General features: G+C 62.6%; 15 protein-coding genes. 3 read left to right on the forward strand and 12 right to left on the reverse strand.

Annotated elements, in window-relative coordinates:
• Position 1: 1 nt before the first annotated feature.
• The 8 genes from DMO26_RS16875 to modA all read right to left on the reverse strand — a co-directional run bounded on the left by DMO26_RS16875 (position 2) and on the right by modA (position 6,897).
• Positions 2-1,303 (reverse strand): carbohydrate ABC transporter permease, encoded by a 1,302-nt coding sequence (locus tag DMO26_RS16875; protein ID WP_117193312.1) that lies wholly within the window; start codon positions 1,301-1,303, stop codon positions 2-4.
• A gap of 94 nt (positions 1,304-1,397) precedes the next feature.
• Positions 1,398-2,744: an extracellular solute-binding protein gene (locus tag DMO26_RS16880; protein WP_117193313.1), complete on the reverse strand. Its 1,347-nt coding sequence runs from the start codon at positions 2,742-2,744 to the stop codon at positions 1,398-1,400.
• 235 nt (positions 2,745-2,979) lie between these two features.
• Positions 2,980-4,056, reverse strand: a complete 1,077-nt coding sequence (gene modC / locus DMO26_RS16885; RefSeq protein WP_117193314.1) for a molybdenum ABC transporter ATP-binding protein — start codon at positions 4,054-4,056, stop codon at positions 2,980-2,982.
• Positions 4,053-4,754, reverse strand: coding sequence for a molybdate ABC transporter permease subunit (gene modB / locus DMO26_RS16890; RefSeq protein WP_117193315.1), 702 nt, complete (start codon positions 4,752-4,754; stop codon positions 4,053-4,055). The genes modC and modB overlap by 4 nt, the downstream gene beginning before the upstream one ends.
• Before the next feature lie 223 nt (positions 4,755-4,977).
• Positions 4,978-5,190, reverse strand: a complete 213-nt coding sequence (locus tag DMO26_RS16895) for a hypothetical protein (protein WP_117193316.1) — start codon at positions 5,188-5,190, stop codon at positions 4,978-4,980.
• Between the two features lie 98 nt (positions 5,191-5,288).
• Positions 5,289-5,501, reverse strand: a complete 213-nt coding sequence (locus DMO26_RS16900) for a hypothetical protein (RefSeq protein ID WP_117193317.1) — start codon at positions 5,499-5,501, stop codon at positions 5,289-5,291.
• 85 nt (positions 5,502-5,586) lie between these two features.
• A complete protein-coding gene (locus tag DMO26_RS16905; RefSeq protein WP_117193318.1) occupies positions 5,587-5,820 on the reverse strand; it encodes a hypothetical protein in 234 nt (77 codons plus the stop codon).
• Positions 5,821-6,102: 282 nt separating this feature from the next.
• The gene (modA, locus tag DMO26_RS16910; RefSeq protein ID WP_404947058.1) at positions 6,103-6,897 is read right to left on the reverse strand and encodes a molybdate ABC transporter substrate-binding protein; all 795 of its coding nucleotides are present in this window, start codon (positions 6,895-6,897) and stop codon (positions 6,103-6,105) included.
• A gap of 122 nt (positions 6,898-7,019) precedes the next feature.
• Between modA and DMO26_RS16915 the strand changes: the two genes are divergently transcribed.
• Positions 7,020-7,235 (forward strand): hypothetical protein, encoded by a 216-nt coding sequence (locus DMO26_RS16915; protein WP_162894939.1) that lies wholly within the window; start codon positions 7,020-7,022, stop codon positions 7,233-7,235.
• A gap of 128 nt (positions 7,236-7,363) precedes the next feature.
• Here DMO26_RS16915 and DMO26_RS16920 read toward each other — a convergent pair whose 3' ends face one another.
• From DMO26_RS16920 to DMO26_RS16935, 4 genes are all read right to left on the reverse strand, one after another.
• The gene (locus tag DMO26_RS16920; protein WP_117193320.1) at positions 7,364-8,179 is read right to left on the reverse strand and encodes an FAD binding domain-containing protein; all 816 of its coding nucleotides are present in this window, start codon (positions 8,177-8,179) and stop codon (positions 7,364-7,366) included.
• 18 nt (positions 8,180-8,197) lie between these two features.
• On the reverse strand, positions 8,198-8,689 hold the full coding sequence (locus DMO26_RS16925; RefSeq protein WP_117193321.1) for a (2Fe-2S)-binding protein: 492 nt from the start codon (positions 8,687-8,689) through the stop codon (positions 8,198-8,200).
• Between the two features lie 138 nt (positions 8,690-8,827).
• On the reverse strand, positions 8,828-9,778 hold the full coding sequence (locus tag DMO26_RS16930) for an ABC transporter substrate-binding protein (RefSeq protein WP_226951319.1): 951 nt from the start codon (positions 9,776-9,778) through the stop codon (positions 8,828-8,830).
• A 10-nt stretch (positions 9,779-9,788) separates the two neighbouring features.
• The gene (locus DMO26_RS16935) at positions 9,789-12,221 is read right to left on the reverse strand and encodes a xanthine dehydrogenase family protein molybdopterin-binding subunit (RefSeq protein WP_117193322.1); all 2,433 of its coding nucleotides are present in this window, start codon (positions 12,219-12,221) and stop codon (positions 9,789-9,791) included.
• Positions 12,222-12,474: 253 nt separating this feature from the next.
• Here DMO26_RS16935 and DMO26_RS16940 point away from each other — a divergent pair, with 253 nt between their 5' ends.
• The gene (locus DMO26_RS16940) at positions 12,475-14,124 is read left to right on the forward strand and encodes a UbiD family decarboxylase (RefSeq protein WP_117193323.1); all 1,650 of its coding nucleotides are present in this window, start codon (positions 12,475-12,477) and stop codon (positions 14,122-14,124) included.
• Positions 14,125-14,227: 103 nt separating this feature from the next.
• Positions 14,228-16,540: a xanthine dehydrogenase family protein molybdopterin-binding subunit gene (locus tag DMO26_RS16945; RefSeq protein WP_226951320.1), complete on the forward strand. Its 2,313-nt coding sequence runs from the start codon at positions 14,228-14,230 to the stop codon at positions 16,538-16,540.
• Positions 16,541-16,559 lie beyond the last annotated feature (19 nt).

Consider the following 16,559-nt stretch of genomic DNA (forward strand, 5'->3'; position numbering starts at 1 on the left):
GTCAGTCCTCGATCAGCGGCTTGGAGATAAGCGTGTCGTAACGGAAGATGCGCAGGTAGATGAGCGACAGGATGATGCCGACCACCACCAGCACCAGCGCCATGGCCGCGCCGAGCCCGTATTCGAGATTGCCGGTATAATTGTTGAGCGCGGTGTGGAAGGCGGCGAGAGACCAGACCTCCGTCGCCTTCCCCGGCCCGCCGCGGGTCGAGAGGAGAATTTCGTTGAAGGAGGCCAGCAGCGAAAGCGTCTGGTAGCAGGTGACGAACAGGATCGGCCAGCGAAGCTGCGGCAGGATGATGTAGCGGATCTGTTGCAAGCGGCTGGCGCCATCCACTTCGCTCGCATGGAACTGCGTCTGCGGGATCGCCTTGATGGCGGAGGAAAAGACCAGCATGCCCATCGAGGCGCCGATGAAGCCGTTGATCAGGATGACGAAGAACCAGGCATTATAGGCCGTGTCGAGCAGATAGTTCTTCGGCGGATAACCGAACTGGGACATGAAGGTGGAGATGAAGCCGCTGTCCCAGGTAAGCCATTTCCACAGCAGCACGTAGATGACAACCGGCGTGATGCGCGGCAGAAGCCAGATGGCGCGGAAGACGGAAGCGGTAGAGGCCTGCATGTAATGGGTGGTCAGCGCCAGGAAGAGCGCGTAGCCGACATTGAAGAGGAGCAGCGTCACGGAGACGTAGAAGGCGGTGTTGAAGAAGATCTGCGCCATGTCCGGCGAGCTGGAGATGATCCGGAAATTGTCGGTGGTCCAGATCCAGCCGGTATAGGTGGCCCGCGCGACGATATCCTGCTGCTGGGGTGTCAGGTCGAAGCCGAGCTTCTTGAGGTTCGCCATCAGTTCGTCGCGGGTCTCGAAGCGGGTGTTGAGCACCGAACGGTTGAAGAGGTCGGAGATCTGCTTGACCTCGCGGGTCGAGGGCCGGTCCTTCAGCGCCTTGATGACCCGCTCCGCCTCGCGCCGCGAGGGATAGACCTCGCCCATGTGTTCGGCGCGCAGTTCGGCTGCGAAACCCGGCTTGAGCTTCAGGGTTTCGAGTTCCTTCAGCCCCTCCTCATCGATGATGAACCGCGGTTCGGCGATGCCGTCGGCAAGCTCCGGCAGGTCCGTTTTCAGCCGGTTCACGGCTGCCTGGGTCACCTGCCAGGCGCCGCCGGAAATGCCGGTCGCCGTGCTCATGTTGGTCATCGCGAAAATGGCGGTCAGCACGACCGGCATCAGGAAGAACAGGAAGATCATGATCGACGCGGGCGCGATCATGAACAGGCCGAGCGTTCTTGAGGTGCGCATGGGAAAAGCCCGGATTGCCGGTGGGGATGGGTATAGATGCGGGCGGCGGAGCGAGCGCCGCCCGCGGGATGGCGAGGAAACCTCGCCCTTAGCGTCAACGGATGATGATCGAGTTGCCGAGCGTCGACTTCAGCTCGGTTTCGGCATCGTTGACGGCGGCGTCGGCGGTCTTGGCGCCGGTCCAGGTGGCTTCGAGGTTCTTCCACATGATCGTCCAGTACTTGCCGAATTCAGCGTTGTTCGGCATAGCGTTGGCATGCGGCAGAAGGCGCTCGGTGGCTTCCGATGCCCAGCGGTTGCCGGCATAGAGGTCGACCTTGGTTTCGGACGGCGAGATGCCGAGATGGGCTGACTTGATCGCGTGCAGCGCGTTGATGCGCGGCTCGGAGGCGATCTTGATGAGGTCGGCGGCGATCTGGGTTTCCTCTTCGGTGTGGCCGGCCATCAAGAGGTAGGCAAGCGGATGGGTCAGCGTGTTGGCCTTGCCGCCTTCGCCGGCCGGGATCAGCGTGAACTGAACGTTGGCGAAGAAATCCTTCAGACCTTCCTGGTTGACGAGACGTGCATAGTGCCAGGTGCCGCCGTGCCAGATGCCAGCCTTGCCGGTGGCGACTTCCTTCCACCACTGGTCGCCCGGCATGCCGATGTGGTTCTTCTTGGTGACGCCGGCCTTCACGAGATCGGCGAAATACTGGTAGGTGCGCTTCATCGCGGCCTTGTCGAAGACAAGCTTGCCTTCTTCTTCCATCACGCCGCCGAAGGACGTGTAGAACTGCCAGTAGTCCGGACCGTTGCTGTTGCGCGGATAGAAGCCGTAGCCGGCCTGGACGAGGCCCTTGTCCTGCATCTTCCTGGCGTCTTCGAGCACGTTCTTGAGCGTGTATTCGCCCTTTTCGATCTTGCCCGGCAGCGCTTCGATATCGGAGTCGGTGTAACCGATGGCCTTCATGTAGGGCTTCCAGAAGAACATCGGACGGGATTCGGCGTCCTGCGGAATGCCGTAGACGGCGCCGTTGAAGGAGGTGATCTCCATCAGGTTCGGATAGATGTCGCCGATCGGCCACGAGTCGAGGTCGATATAGTTTTCGACCGGAACGATGAGGCCGGCCTGGGCCCAGGGACCGATATCCTCATGGCCGGTGGCGACGATGTTCGGCGCCTTCTTGGCTTCGGCGGCGAGCGTCAGAGCCTGCTTGAAGTCTTCCCAGCCGGAATAGGGCGTCTTCTGGACGATGATGTTGAGCTGCTCGCCGCGGATGGCGGCTTCACGCTCGAGAATATCGGCAGCGATGTCGAAGGCATCGGTGCGGTAGTTGTCGTTCGGGCCGGAACCGCCGGACCAGACGGAAATGGTGACATCCTTGGCGGAGGCGAAGACCGCGGTCGAGGCGAGCAGCACGGCTGCGAGCGCGGCGGATTTCAGGATCGGAAGAACAGTCATGGTTTAACTCCCCGAAGAGCGAGATGGCTGCCTCCGAAACCTTGGAAAGACCCGTGAAAGCCCATGGGCCAAGGCCTCCGGAAGCGCTGAAAGATCATCAACAGGAAGCGGTTTAGAGGTGCTCCATAACACCCGGATGACAAAATGTACGCGTGTGCAAAATTTCCTTCGAGCTTGCTCAACCTCGGAAACGCCAGCGTATCAGGTTCGATCTGGCCCTCGTCACGATGCGGGGCTAACGTTCCAGCGCCACCGTCTTGATGACGGCGAAAGCCGGTTTTTCCAACCTGAGATCGAGTCGTTCGACCGAGAGCGCCGTGATGCGGGCGAGCAGAATATCCTCGCCGGCCCGGATCCGGATTCGCACCATGCCGTCCGTATCGGGTTCGATGGCGGCAATCCGGCCTTCGAGGATGTTGAGGGCGCTCAATCCTTCCGGCCGCCGGGTGGCGACCATCACGTCGCGTTCGGGAATGTGCACCCGGACGCCGCGCCCCTGCTCCACATGGGCATTCGGCACGATGATCTCCCCCGCCGAGAGCCGGATCGTCGCCAACCGGTGCGGGATATCGATCGCCTCGACCGTGCCGGCGAGCACCACGCCCGCGTCGCGGCGGTCCGTCGACGGCATGGAGAGGACCTCGGATGGCGAGCCGACGGCTTCCACCCGGCCGTCCCTGATCACCACGACCTTGTCGGCAAGCCGCGCCACTTCGGCGACCGAATGGCTGACATAGATGATCGGCGTCGCCGTCTCGTCGCGCAGCCGTTCGAGATAGGGCAGGATTTCCGCCTTGCGGTTGTCGTCGAGCGCGGCGAGCGGTTCGTCCATCAGGAGCAGTCTTGGAGCCGAAAGGAGAGCCCGGCCGATCGCGACGCGCTGCTTTTCGCCGCCGGACAATTTTCCCGGCCGCCGTTCGAGCAGCGCTTCGATGCCGAGCAGATCGACGATGTGGTCGAAACTTTCTTTCCTCGCCGCCTTCGGTGCGAACCAGCGGCCGTAATTCAGGTTCTGCCGCACGTTGAGATGCGGGAACAGCCGGCCTTCCTGGAAGACATAACCGAAACGCCGCCTGTGCTTCGGCACGAAAATGCGGTTTTCCGTATCGAGCAGCACGTCTCCATCGATCGTCAGCCGGCCGCGATCCGGCCGGGAGAGGCCGGCGATGACCCGCAGCAGCGATGTCTTGCCGGAGCCGGAACGGCCGAAAAGCGCGGTCACGCCGCCTTGCGAGGCAAAGCCCGCGTCGAGGACGAACTCCCCGAGCCTCTGTTTCGCTTCGACGACAAGGCCGGTCCCGGGATGGGTCATTCGATATCGACCCTCCTGCCGACGAGATAGGCCAGGAATTCCGAGGCAAGCAGTGCCGCAAAGGAGATAGCGATCGCGACCAGCGTCAGCCGCATGGCGCCGGCGTCGCCGCCCGGCACCTGGGTGAAGGTGTAGATCGCCGCCGAAAGCGTCTGGGTTTCGCCTGGAATATTGGAGACGAAGGTGATCGTCGCCCCGAACTCGCCCATGGCCTTGGCGAAGGCTAGGATCATGCCGGAGATCACGCCGGGCAGGATGAGCGGCAGCGTCACCGTCAGGAAAACCCAGGCGGGGCTCGCGCCGAGCGTACCGGCGGCATCCTCCAGCTTGCGGTCGACCGCTTCGATGGAAAGCCGGATGGCGCGCACCATCAGCGGAAAACCCATGATGCCGCAGGCGAGTGCAGCCCCCGTCCAGCGGAAGGAGAATACGATGCCGAGATGATCGTTGAGAAAGGCGCCGATGACGCCGCGACGGCCGAACAGGATGAGCAGGATGAAGCCGGTGACGACCGGCGGCAGGATGAGCGGCAGATGAACGATGCCGTTGAGGACCGATTTTCCCCAGAACCTTCCGCGCGCCAGAAGATAGGCGATGAAGATGCCGAAGGGAAGGCTGACGACCATGGCGACGCCGGAAACCCACAGGCTGAGCCTGATCGCGGTCCATTCCTCGTCACTCAGATGCAGCCAGTCCAAACGCTCGACCCTATTCGCCGATCAATATATCACTCTGGATATATCGAGATGGGCCGGATGGCTAGATACTGGCGGGAAAGTTATCACGGGGGAGTCTTGAAAGGCGGTGGGAGAGCGATGGCAGAGCCAAAGTCTCTCCCTGCACCAGGATATGCGAATTACGGGCATTCACTGATAAGAAGACCTCGGGCCGCGGCGCGGCCCTGGCCTGCGAAACCGCAGTTTAACGGTTGTCGCGGGTCGTCTTTTCGAAGACCGGCTGGCCGCGATCCGCGTTGACACGGGCCAGCTCGATGCTGCCGGTGTTCACATTGTCGATCTTGGCGGAGGCCTGAGACTTGGACGTGCCCTCGAAATAATCGCCTTCGGCAAGGGCGGAACCTGCGAACGAGCTGACGACGATCAGGGCGGCGATGGCGGAAATGGAAGTCTTCATTGTCTTGGTCCTTTCAGAGTGCATCCGTGGCTCGAAGTTTGCGACCGGCCGGCGGATGTATTCGGTATCTTGAATGAGCTGCGCGGACTGGACCGCGATTAGCGGTTGTCGCGGCTTTCATGCTGGAAGATCACTTGGCCGCGGTCGGTATCGACGCGAGTCTGGCCGATGCTGCCGGTGTTCACATTGTCGACCTTGGCGGAAGCCTGGGTCTTGGACGTGCCTTCGTAATAGTCGCCATCGGCAAGGGCGGAGCCTGCGAACGAGCTGACGACGATCAGGGCGGCGATAGCGGAAATGGAAGTCTTCATTGTCTTGGTCCTTTCAGAGTGCATCCGTGGCTCAAAGTTTGCGACCGGCCGGCGGATGTATTCGATATCTTGAATGAGCTGCGGATTAGTAGTTGTCGCCGTCACTCGGTTCGAAGACGGAGCGCGGGCTGTCCTTCTCTGCGTGGTCGTGGTTGATGCTGCCGGTCTGGACGCGGTCGACATGCTGGACGCGGTCGACGTGCGAAGCAGCCTTCGTCTTGGAGGCACCTTCGTAATAATCGCCTTCTGCAAGTGCGACGCCGGCGAAGGAAGCCGAAGCGATCATCGCGGCGGCGAGAGTGGAAAGAATGGTCTTCATGGTCTTGGTCCTTGGTTGGAGCGGAACCGCTTGGGAGCCGGCCCCGCAATTTTTCGATTTGGTGAAGCTCGTTGCCTTGCTTCCGACCCTGAGATGGGAGTGCCCCTCTCCAGCCGGTAGGCAATGATTTCCAAACGGATTGTTCGGAAATCCGGAATAAAGAATGCGTGAACACGTCTTGACCCGTGCCGGCACCTGCAAATGGGTCGGGTGCCTCGGCGACAAAAGGAAAAGCGGCCCCTTTCGGAGCCGCTTCCATCCGGTTCCGGATGATCCGGTCGGCTACTTCAGAACCGTGAAACCTTCCTTTTCGAAGAAGGAAGCCGCCTTGGCCGATTTCAGGAATTCGAGATAGGCGGCGGCATCCCTGGCCTTCGATTCCGTCAGGATTGCGATCGGATAAATGATCGGCGGGTGCGTGTCGGCCGGGAAGGTGCCGACGACTGCAACGCCCGGATCGGCCGCGGCATCCGTCTGGTAGACGATGCCGTAGGGCGCCTCTCCGCGCGAGACGAAGGCGAGGGCTGCACGCACGCTTTCCGCGCTTGCGACGCTTTTTTCGACCGAGGGCCAGACGCCGAGCTTTTCAAGCGCGGCCTTGCCGTACTTGCCGGCCGGAACCGCATTCGGCTCGCCCATGGCCAGACGTCCGCCCTTCAACAGGCCTGCAAGGTCGAAGCCGGGCTTGATGTCGACCGGCTTGGCATTCTCCTTGGCGGCGACGAGCACGATGCGGTTGCCGAGCCAATTGGTCCTGGTGTCTTCCTTGACTAACTTCCTGTCGGAAACATATTTCATCCAGTCGAGGTCGGCCGAGATGAAGATGTCGGCCGGAGCGCCGGTTTCGATCTGCTTGGCGAGTGCCGAACTCGCGGCATAGGAAACGGTGATTTCCCTACCACCCTGGGCGCTCCATGCCTTGTTGGCATTGTCGAGCGCATTCTTCATGCTGGCGGCGGCAAAAACGGTCACCTTTTCCTGTGCGGCGGCCGGGGCCGCCAGTGAGGTCAGCGACAGGAAGGCGGCGGCCGCCGCAGCAAGAGCGGCGCCAAGCCAGGAGTGGCGGTTGATGATCATGGTCTTCCTCTCCAATCCTCTAGCGGAATATCCTTCTGAATATCTCGAAGGGCCAGGTTTGGCTAGCGTGATATTCAACGAAATATCTTGATCGAATGGAGGCTGCAACACGAACCGGCACGATGAAGGTTCCGGATGGTCCTTCCGCTGGAAACCTTTCGTTAACCCTGGTTCACCCGAAAGCAGTTCAAAAGGAAATCGCCGCCTTGCCGCACGTTGACGGAAATTGGCATGGAGGGAGCATCATGAACAGTATTCCAGCCTTTCTGTTGGCCCTGGCATGCCTGATCGTCATAGGCTTCTACATAGTAGCATTCGTGAATGCTCTGATCGGCTGAGCACGCCGAACTCTGACGCCCGCCTCCGGCTGCTGGGGCGGGCATCACGCAGGCAGGCGGACGATCCCACCTGAGCCGCATCCTCTCACCCCATAGGCACAGGCATGAGAGGGGAAACGTATCGAGTCTCAGAGGATATGCGTGCCGCCGAGATTCTGCACGGCGCGGCGGGTCATCACGGCGACGAGATGGGCGCGGTAGTCGGCCGGCGCATGCATGTCGCCCATCATCCGCGAGGGATCGATGGCGAGACCTTCCAGCGCTTCCGCCGAGAGATTTTCCGTCAGCCGCTCTTCGGCCTCCGTCCAGCGAAACACGCCTTCATTGCCCGCACCGGTAATCGCCACGCGGATATGGCCGTCGCGATGCTTGCTGACGAAGGCGGCCGCCATCGCATAACGCGAGGCCGGGTTGCGGAATTTCGCATAACCGGCGATTTCGGGGATCCTGAATTCGATGCGGACGAGGATTTCGCCGGGCTCCAGCGCGGTGGTGTAGAGACCCTGGAAATATTCGTCGGCCGGGATTGCGCGGCGGTCGGTATGGACGATCGCATCGAGCGACAGCACGGCGGAGGGATAATCGGCGGCCGGGTCGTTATTGGCGGTCGAGCCGCCGATCGTGCCCATATGGCGCACCTGCACGTCGCCGATCGAGCCTGCGAGGCCTGCAAGCGCCGGAATGACGGCCTTGATTTCCTTCGAAGCCGCGACGACGGCATGCTTGGTGGCCGAACCGATGATCACCTTGTCGGTGGTCACCTCGATGCCGGAGAGTTCCGGAATGGCGCGCACGTCGATCAGGTGCTGCGGTGCGGCGAGCCGGCTCTTCAGCGTCGGGATCAGCGTATGGCCGCCGGAGAGGTAGGAGGGCTCCTCGGAGCCTTCATAGAGTTCGACGGCCTCGGCCAGTGTCTTCGGCTTGTGATAGGTCGTTGTGTACATGGTCTGTCGCCTTTCCGCTTATTCTGCCGCCACGGCATGCGCCGCGCGATGTTTTTCGGCTGCGTCCAGCACCGCCTTGACGATGTTGTGGTAGCCGGTGCAGCGGCAGATATTGCCTTCCAGTTCATGGCGCACGGTGCGCTCGTCGAGCACGCCGTCATGGCGGCGCACCATGTCGACCGAGGCCATGATCATGCCCGGCGTGCAATAACCGCATTGCAGGCCATGATGCTCGTGGAAGGCCTGCTGCATGGGATGCAGGATGGAGCCGTCGGCAAGACCTTCGATCGTCGTGACGTCGGAGCCGTCGGCGGCGACGGCCAGGACGGTACAGCTCTTCACGGCCTTGCCGTCGAGATGGATCGTACAGGCGCCGCACTGGGTTGTGTCGCAGCCGACATGGGTGCCGGTGAGGCCGAGATGCTCGCGGATGAACTGCACGAGCAGCGTGCGGTCCTCGACGTCGCGTGTCTGCGGCGTGCCGTTGACGGTGATGGTTACTCGGGACATGCGGCCCCTCCTCTTCAATTCCACAAATTCAAGGCCGGGTCCCAGGGACAATTCGATACGGATCCCATCGGCCGCGATGTGCCAGTTTACGATATACGCATCTTTTCGCGTGTCATCCAATCAGGAGGGCGTCGGCCCTTATTTCTCGCCGGTGACGGCTTCGAACAACGACAGGTCGAGATACTTGTTGACATCTGTCAACTGCCTGCCGCCCTTGCCGTAACGCGAACGCAAGTCGAGAACCGTCTTCATGCCCTCCGGCAGGATGTTCGAACCCGGCGTCAGGCCGGAGCGCGGCGAGAGCAGGCTCGCCATGATCGAGGGCACGGCCGCCGGCTGGATATCCGGCATCCTGGCCTGCAGCAGCGTTGCAGCGGCTTCGCGGTTGGCGGGGTCGAGCGTCCATTCGAGACCCTTCAGATAGCTGCGGATGAAGGCCTTCACGGTGTCCGGGTTTTCGGCCGCGTAAGACCGGCGGGCGGCGATCACACCGCCCTGGTAGCTGTCGAAATGGTTGGAGGAAACGTCGAGCACGTTGAAGCCGGAGCGCTTGGCGATGCTGGTGAAGGGCTCGATCGTCAGCGTCGCGGCATGTTCGCCTGCCTTGACCGACTGCCAGCGCTGCGGGGTCGCGCCGACGGCGGCGAAGGTGACGTCGGCGCGGCTGAGCCCGTTCTTCGCCATCATCTCGAACAGCACGAAGGCGAAACCGGTGGTCAGCGCGTCGAGGGCGACCGAGCGGCCCTTCAGGTCCTCATAAGTCTTGACTTCCGGCGCGGTGACGATCGCCAGTTCCAGCTGGGTCGCCCCCATCAGCACGACGTAATCCGGGTTGACGCCTTCGGCCGTCGCGCCCTGGCCCTCGCCATAAGCTACGACATTGTCGAAGGCGGTGAAAACGATGTCGAACTCGCCGGCGGCGGTCTTTTCCGCCTGGGCGACCGAGCTGGGGGTCAGCGAAATTTCGACATTCAGGCCTTCTTGCGCGAAGAAACCCTGTTCGATCGCCGCGAAGGTCGGCAGGTTGGGTGCGCCCGGAAATGCGATGACCCTGATTTTCTGAAGGTCGGCGATTTTCAAATCACTCATAAAATTCTCCTCAGGACGCCTTGCGCCCGCTGTTCATGGCGCGCCAGACATTGGCCGGCGTGACCGGCATCTGGATGTCCTTGACGCCGAATTCCGAAAGCGCGTCGACAACCGCATTGACGACCGTCGCGAGCGCCGGTGTCGTACCGCCCTCGCCGCCGGCCTTGATGCCGAGCGGGTTGGTGGGAGAGAACACCTCGGCGATCTCGCATTGGAAGCTCGGCATGGTGTCGGAGCGCGGCATGCCGTAGTCCATCAGCGAGCCCGCCAGCGGCTGGCCGCTCACCGGATCGATGGCACAGAGTTCCCACATGGCCTGGCCGACGCCTTGGGCGATGCCGCCATGGGTCTGGCCGTGGACGATCAGCGGGTTGATGCAGCGGCCGACATCATCGATCGTCGTGTAGCGGACGATCTGCACATGGCCGGTGTCGCGGTCGATTTCCACTTCGCAGACGGCCGCACCGTTCGGGAAGACCGGCGTGTGCATCTCGTTGTCCTTGACGACGCGCAGAGGTCCGTGGCCTGCCCGTGTGCGGCGGCCGAGTTCGAAAATGTCGATGGTCTGGTTGGAATTTCTTAGCTTGAAGACACCGCCCTCGAAATCGATCCGGTCGGGCGTCGAGCCGAAGATTTCTGCGGCGCGCTTGCGGCCTTCGGCCAAAAGATCGGCGGAGGCCATGGCCATCACCGTGCCCGCGTGGCGCATCGAACGGCCGGAATGCGAACCGCCGCCGACGCTGACGATGTCGGTATCACCGAGCACGATCCACACCTTCTCGACCGGCACCTGGATCATGTCTGCGACGACCTGGGCGAAACTCGTCTCATGGCCCTGGCCGCTCGGCTGGGTACCGATGATCACCTCGATATTGCCGTCGTCCTTGATCTCGATCTCGGCGCGCTCCTTCGGCGTGCCGATCGAGGACTCGACATAGTTGGCGAAACCGCGGCCGAGCAGTTTGCCGCGCGTTGCGGCTTCCTTCCTGCGGGCGTCGAATGTCGCCCAATCGGAGAGTTCAAGCGCGCGGTCCATGTTCTTTTCGTATTCGCCGCTGTCATAAACCGAGCCGACCGCATTCGTATAAGGCATGGAGGACGGGGGAACGAGGTTCAGGCGGCGCAGTTCCAGCTTGTCGAAACCGAGCTGGTCGGCGGCAAGCTCGCACATGCGCTCGATCACATAGGTCACTTCCGGACGTCCGGAACTGCGATAGGCCTGGGTGCACATGGTGTTGGAGAAGACGGCACGGGCGCGCAGCGTCGCGAAGGGAATGTCGTAGGAGCCGGTGATTAGGCCCGAGCCCTTGCTGAGCGGCGAGAGCGACACGGCGCGGCCGCCGACATTCGAGAGATTGTCGGACCGCAGCGCCAGGAATTTGCCGTCCTTGCTGAGCGCAAGCTCGGCCTTCACCACAAGGTCGCGACCTTGATAGTCGGTGAGGAAGGATTCGGAGCGGGTGGCGGTGAACTTAACCGGCCGGCCGATCTTGCGCGATGCCCAGAGAACCAGGCCGAATTCCACATAGACACGGTTGCGGGTGCCGAAATTGCCGCCGACGTCGAAGGAAAGCACGCGCAAATCCTTCGGCTCGATGCCGAGCACCTTGGAAAGCTCGTTCTTCTGGCGCACCGCTCCGCCGCTGCCGGCATAAAGCGTATAGCGCTTCGTTTCCGGATCGTAGGAACCCAGCGAGGAGCGCGGTTCCATGGTGACGCCGGTGACGCGGTGGATATGGAACTCGCCCTTCACCACATGATCGGCCGCCTCGAAGGCCTTGTTCGTGCCTTCGACATCCCCGAAGGTCGTGTCGATGAAGACATTGTCCGGAACCTCGTCCCAGATGGTCGGGGCGCCCGGTTCGGCGGCCTTGGCGGTGTCGGTCACCCAGGGAAGCTCTTCCCAGTCGACCATCACTTTTTCGGCGCCGTCCGCCGCCTGTGCCGCAGTCTCGGCGACGACGATCGCCACCGCCTCGCCCACATGCCGGGCCTTGTCGGAGGGAAGCAGGTAATGCGGGCCGGTGAAGGCATGGCTGCCGTCCCTGGCACGCAATTTCATGTCGAAATTAGTGGACGGAACCGGATTGTGCGGCACCGGCTTGATGTCGTCGGCAAGGATGTCCTCGCCGGTCAGTACAAGAAGCACGCCTTCGCTCGCCAGCGCTTGCGTCTTGTCGATGCCGTTGATGCGCGCATGCGGATAGGGAGAGCGCACGATCGCCGCATAGGTCTGGCCGGGCAGCGAGAAGTCGTCGGAGAAGCGGCCCTTGCCGGTGATCAGACGGCCGTCTTCCTTGCGCGGAATGGGCTTGCCCACATGCTTGAACAGAGCCTCCTGAACCAGCTTCATTTCCGGCGAAAGCTCTGGCGAGTCGGACTTCAGGCGCTTCAGGGGATGGATGATCTCCTCCGGCGCAGCGGTCTTGAGCGGGCTGTTCATGACACCTCTTCTACTTGAAATTACGGCGGTTTCTCCCGGTCGCCGCCTGACCCCGGAACTCTTGGCGAGTGCCGAGAGATGTTGTTGCTCTTCGTATTAATGTATGACAATATGGCGATATAATGCAATCGAAAAGATCGCCCATCCGTGAGGGGCGGTTGCCTCTTCCGGCTCGATGCCTTCAGTTAGAAAAGACGCCGGCTGACCTGCCCTCTTCGGGCGGCGGCCGGAGCGGTTTGGGAGTGAAACTTAAATGACGACTTTCGCGCGCAAGGCGCCGCTCGACCTGCAGGAGCACCTGCAGCGGCTGGAAGCCCTCGGCCTCCTCACCAAGATCCAGGTGCCGATCGATAAGGATAGCGAGCTGCATCCGCTGGCCCGCTGGCAGTTCCAGGGCGGCCTGCCGGACGAGCAGCGCCGCGGCTTCCTGTTCACCGACGTGAAGGGCGCCAAGGGCGAGAGCTACGACATTCCGGTCGCCGTCGGCGTGCTGGCCGCCTCGCCGGCGATTTACGCGGCGGGCCTCGGCGTGTCCGAGGACGAGATCGGCGATGTCTGGGTCAATGCCATGGAGCGGCCGATCGATCCGATCACGGTCACCGAAGCGCCGTGTCAGGAAGTCGTCATCACCGGCGAGGAGCTGAAGCAACAGGGTAAGGGTCTCGGCTCGCTGCCGGTGCCGATCTCGACGCCGGGCTTCGACAGCGCCCCCTATTTCACCGCCACACTCTGCGTCACCCGCAATCCGGAAAATGGTATCCGCAACCTCGGCACCTATCGTGCGGCGCTCAAGGCCGAAGACCGGCTCGGCGTGCGCATGGCGAGCCGGCTTTCGGGCGCCGGCGGCTACCAGCACTGGCTGAAATACCAGAAGATGGGCAAGCCCATGCCCTGCGCCATCGTCATCGGCTGTGCGCCCGCGGTGATCTTCACCGGCCCGCAGAAACTGCCGATCGACCAGGACGAACTCGGCGTTGCCGGCGGCCTGATCGGCGAGGCGATCCGTATCGTCAAGTGCAAGACGATCGATCTCGAAGTGCCGGCGGACGCGGAAATCGTCATCGAAGGCATGATCGACCCGGTGCTTCTGGAGCCGGAAGGCCCGTTCGGCGAAAGCCACGGCCATGTGGCGCTGGAAGATTTCAACATGTCGATGACGGTCACCGCCATCACCCGTAAGAAGAAGCCGGTGCTCGTGTCGATCGTCTCCCAGGTCACGCCGAGCGAATCGAGCGTCTTGAAGCGCGTCGCCTATGAGCCGCTTTTCCTCAACCACCTGAAGAAGGTGCTGAACGTCAAGGGCATCAAGCGGGTCGTGATGCACGAGCCGCTCACCAACATCCGCAAGGTGATCTTCCTGGAATTCGACCGTTCGGCGCCGCAATCGGAAATCTGGCGTGGCCTCCAGGGTGCCGCGACGCTGCAGGCGCAGTGCGGCAAGATCGTCATCGCGGTGTCCGACGATATCGACAGCCGCAATGCGGATGCCGTCTTCTGGTCGCTCGCCTACCGGGCCAACATGATCGACGACGTACATATCACGCCTTATCGCTCCGGCGGCCATGGGCCGAAATCCGGTTCGAAGAGCGCCGAAGGCACGATGCTGATCGATGCGACGCTGAAGGCGTCGATGCCGCCGCTGGCGCTTCCCGCCGAACCCTACATGGTGAGGGCGCGGCAGATCTGGGAAGACCTGCAGCTTCCCCGCCTTAACCCCCAGCCGCCATGGCACGGTTATTCGCTGGGCGACTGGAGCGATCTGTGGACCCAGTTCGCCGACGCCGCCGTGGCCGGCGACTGGCGCCAGACCGGCGAGAACACGCTTGCCCGCCGCAAGGGCGGCATGAAGCCCGAAACGCCCGCTCGCGACGTCGAAAATCCCAAGGGTGAGAAGAGGGGCTGATGAAATAGTGCGGCGCGGATGGTTTGGAGGCCGTCCGCGCCGCTGACATTTTCAACTTCATCCATACCTTATTCAAAACCTTTGCATACCTTGGGAAGGAACGATGCTGAAGATCGGCCAGTCGCAATTGCGTTTCGAGGATAACGCGCTGATCACCGGCCGCGGCCGTTACATGAACGACCTTGCCGGCAAGGGCGAGGTGGCTGCCGTTTTCGTCCGCTCCCAGACGGCATCGGGAAAGATCGTCTCGATCGATACGAGCGCAGCCGCCGCCATGCCCGATGTCGTCGCCATCGTCACCGGCACAGACCTCAAGACTGCCGGCCTGCAGCCCATCCAGCCGCGCGGCGCCCATCCAGGCCCGGATGGCGGCAAGATGCGCGTGCCGGTCTTCTATCCGCTGGCGGTCGATGCCGTGCGTTATGTCGGCGACCCGATCGCCGTCGTCGTGGCGGAAACCAGGGAAGCGGCGCTCGCGGTGGCCGAAGCGATTATGGTCGAGATCGAGGAACGGCCGGTCGTGATCGATCCCCTCGAAGCCGTCTCGCCTGATGCGCCGCTCGTCTGGGACGAGTTTCCTGACAACCGCTGCTTCACCTTCGAAAAAGGCGACAAACCGGTCGTCGAGGCGACTATCGCCGAAGCTCACACAGTCGTTCGCCAGCGGTTGAGAATTTCCCGCGTCGTCGCAGCACCGATCGAAACCCGCGGTGCGATCGCCTCCTACGATCCGGCAGGCGACCTCTATAGGTTGGAACTCGGCACCCAGGCGCCGCACCGCATTTCCGGCGACGTCGCACTGGTCCTCGGTGTTTCGGCGGAGAAGGTGCATGTGGTGGCGTCGGATTGCGGCGGCTCCTTCGGCATGAAGAACGCCGGTTATCCGGAATATCCGGCGCTTCTCTTCGCCGCGAAACAGACGGGCCGCATTCTGCGCTGGACGTCGGACCGGCTGGAATCCTTCCAGTCGGATGCGCATGCCCGCGACATGTGGGCGGATGCGGTGCTGGCGCTCGATGCGGACGGAAGATTTCTGGCGCTCGACGTGCATGTCCGCGCCAATCTCGGCGCTTATCTGGGGCCGGCGACGGTGCACCCGCCGGTCGCCAATCTCGGCGGCATCGCGGGCGTCTATCGCACGCCGCATATCTACGCCAGGGTGGACGGCGTCTTCACCAATACTCAGCAGACGGCCCCCTATCGCGGCGCCGGGCGGCCGGAAGCTACTTATATCATCGAGCGGATGATCGATCTTGCGGCTTACGAAACCAGCATCGATCGTGCCGAGCTTCGCCGTCGCAACCTCGTGTCGAAGGAAGAGATGCCCTGGTCGAGTGGTTTCATCTTCACCTATGATTCCGGCGATTTCCCCGGCGTGCTCGACAAGGCGCTGGAACTGGCCGACTGGGCCGGTTTCGAGACCCGCCGCGCCGAGGCCAAAACACGCGGCAAGCTGCGCGGCATCGGCATCGCCAACCCGATCGAGATCGCCGGCGGCCCGGCCGCCAAGCCCAACCCGGAATTCGCCCGCATGGAAATCTCGCCGGCGGGCAAGGTGCGCATCCATGTGGGATCGATGGACAGCGGCCAGGGCCACGGCACGGTTTTCCGCCAGATCATCGCCGACAAGCTTGGGCTCGACACGCAGGGCATGGAGATCGTCACCGGCGATACCCGCGAAGTGCCGCAGGGTACCGGCACGTTCGGTTCCCGCACCTTGGCCGCCGCCGGCGGGGCGATCTGGACCGCCGCCGACACGATCGTCGAAAAGCTGAAGGACCGCGCCGCCGAGCGGCTGGAGGCGGACAAGGCGGATATCGTGTTCGAGAGCGGCGAATATCGGATTGCGGGTACCGACCGTACCGTCTCCTTCGCGGACGTCGTCGCCGGCGAACAGGCGCCCGTTTCGGCCGAAAATTTCGTCGGCAACGACGGCGCGACCTTCCCGAACGGCTGTCACATCTGCGAAGTGGAGATCGATCCGGAAACCGGGCAGGTGGAACTCGTCGCCTATTCCGTCGTCGACGATGTCGGCCGCATGGTCAATCCGCTGCTCGTCAAGGGCCAGATCACCGGCGGCGTGGCGCAGGGGCTCGGCCAGGCGCTGATGGAAAACGCCGTTTATGACGCCGCTTCCGGCCAGCTTCTGTCCGCGACCTTCATGGATTACGCCATGCCGCGCGCCCACGACATGCCGGACGTAGCGATCGAAGGTTTCGCCGTCCCGACCAAAAAGAATCCGCTTGGCGTGAAAGGTGCGGGCGAGGCCGGCACGGTCGGTGCGCTGTCTTCGGTCATCAGCGCGGTCTCGGATGCCTTGCGTCCTTTCGGCATCGGGCACATCGATATGCCCGCCTCACCCGAACGGGTCTGGCGCTGTCTTGAAATGCAACGTAAGGAAAATCCTGCTCCCTGAGTTCGAGATGTTTATCGGA

This window comes from Rhizobium terrae, assembly GCF_003425685.1.
Lineage (GTDB): Bacteria > Pseudomonadota > Alphaproteobacteria > Rhizobiales > Rhizobiaceae > Neorhizobium > Neorhizobium terrae.

Excerpts from the sequence above, each read along its gene's own strand:
- DMO26_RS16875 (WP_117193312.1), bottom strand. The coding sequence starts at position 1,303 with ATGCGCACCTCAAGAACGCTCGGCCTGTTCATGATCGCGCCCGCGTCG.
- DMO26_RS16880 (WP_117193313.1), bottom strand. The coding sequence starts at position 2,744 with ATGACTGTTCTTCCGATCCTGAAATCCGCCGCGCTCGCAGCCGTGCTG.
- modC (WP_117193314.1), bottom strand. The coding sequence starts at position 4,056 with ATGACCCATCCCGGGACCGGCCTTGTCGTCGAAGCGAAACAGAGGCTC.
- DMO26_RS16895 (WP_117193316.1), bottom strand. The coding sequence starts at position 5,190 with ATGAAGACTTCCATTTCCGCCATCGCCGCCCTGATCGTCGTCAGCTCG.
- DMO26_RS16900 (WP_117193317.1), bottom strand. The coding sequence starts at position 5,501 with ATGAAGACTTCCATTTCCGCTATCGCCGCCCTGATCGTCGTCAGCTCG.
- DMO26_RS16905 (WP_117193318.1), bottom strand. The coding sequence starts at position 5,820 with ATGAAGACCATTCTTTCCACTCTCGCCGCCGCGATGATCGCTTCGGCT.
- modA (WP_404947058.1), bottom strand. The coding sequence starts at position 6,897 with ATGATCATCAACCGCCACTCCTGGCTTGGCGCCGCTCTTGCTGCGGCG.
- DMO26_RS16915 (WP_162894939.1), top strand. The coding sequence starts at position 7,020 with ATGAAGGTTCCGGATGGTCCTTCCGCTGGAAACCTTTCGTTAACCCTG.
- DMO26_RS16920 (WP_117193320.1), bottom strand. The coding sequence starts at position 8,179 with ATGTACACAACGACCTATCACAAGCCGAAGACACTGGCCGAGGCCGTC.
- DMO26_RS16925 (WP_117193321.1), bottom strand. The coding sequence starts at position 8,689 with ATGTCCCGAGTAACCATCACCGTCAACGGCACGCCGCAGACACGCGAC.
- DMO26_RS16930 (WP_226951319.1), bottom strand. The coding sequence starts at position 9,778 with ATGAGTGATTTGAAAATCGCCGACCTTCAGAAAATCAGGGTCATCGCA.
- DMO26_RS16935 (WP_117193322.1), bottom strand. The coding sequence starts at position 12,221 with ATGAACAGCCCGCTCAAGACCGCTGCGCCGGAGGAGATCATCCATCCC.
- DMO26_RS16940 (WP_117193323.1), top strand. The coding sequence starts at position 12,475 with ATGACGACTTTCGCGCGCAAGGCGCCGCTCGACCTGCAGGAGCACCTG.
- DMO26_RS16945 (WP_226951320.1), top strand. The coding sequence starts at position 14,228 with ATGCTGAAGATCGGCCAGTCGCAATTGCGTTTCGAGGATAACGCGCTG.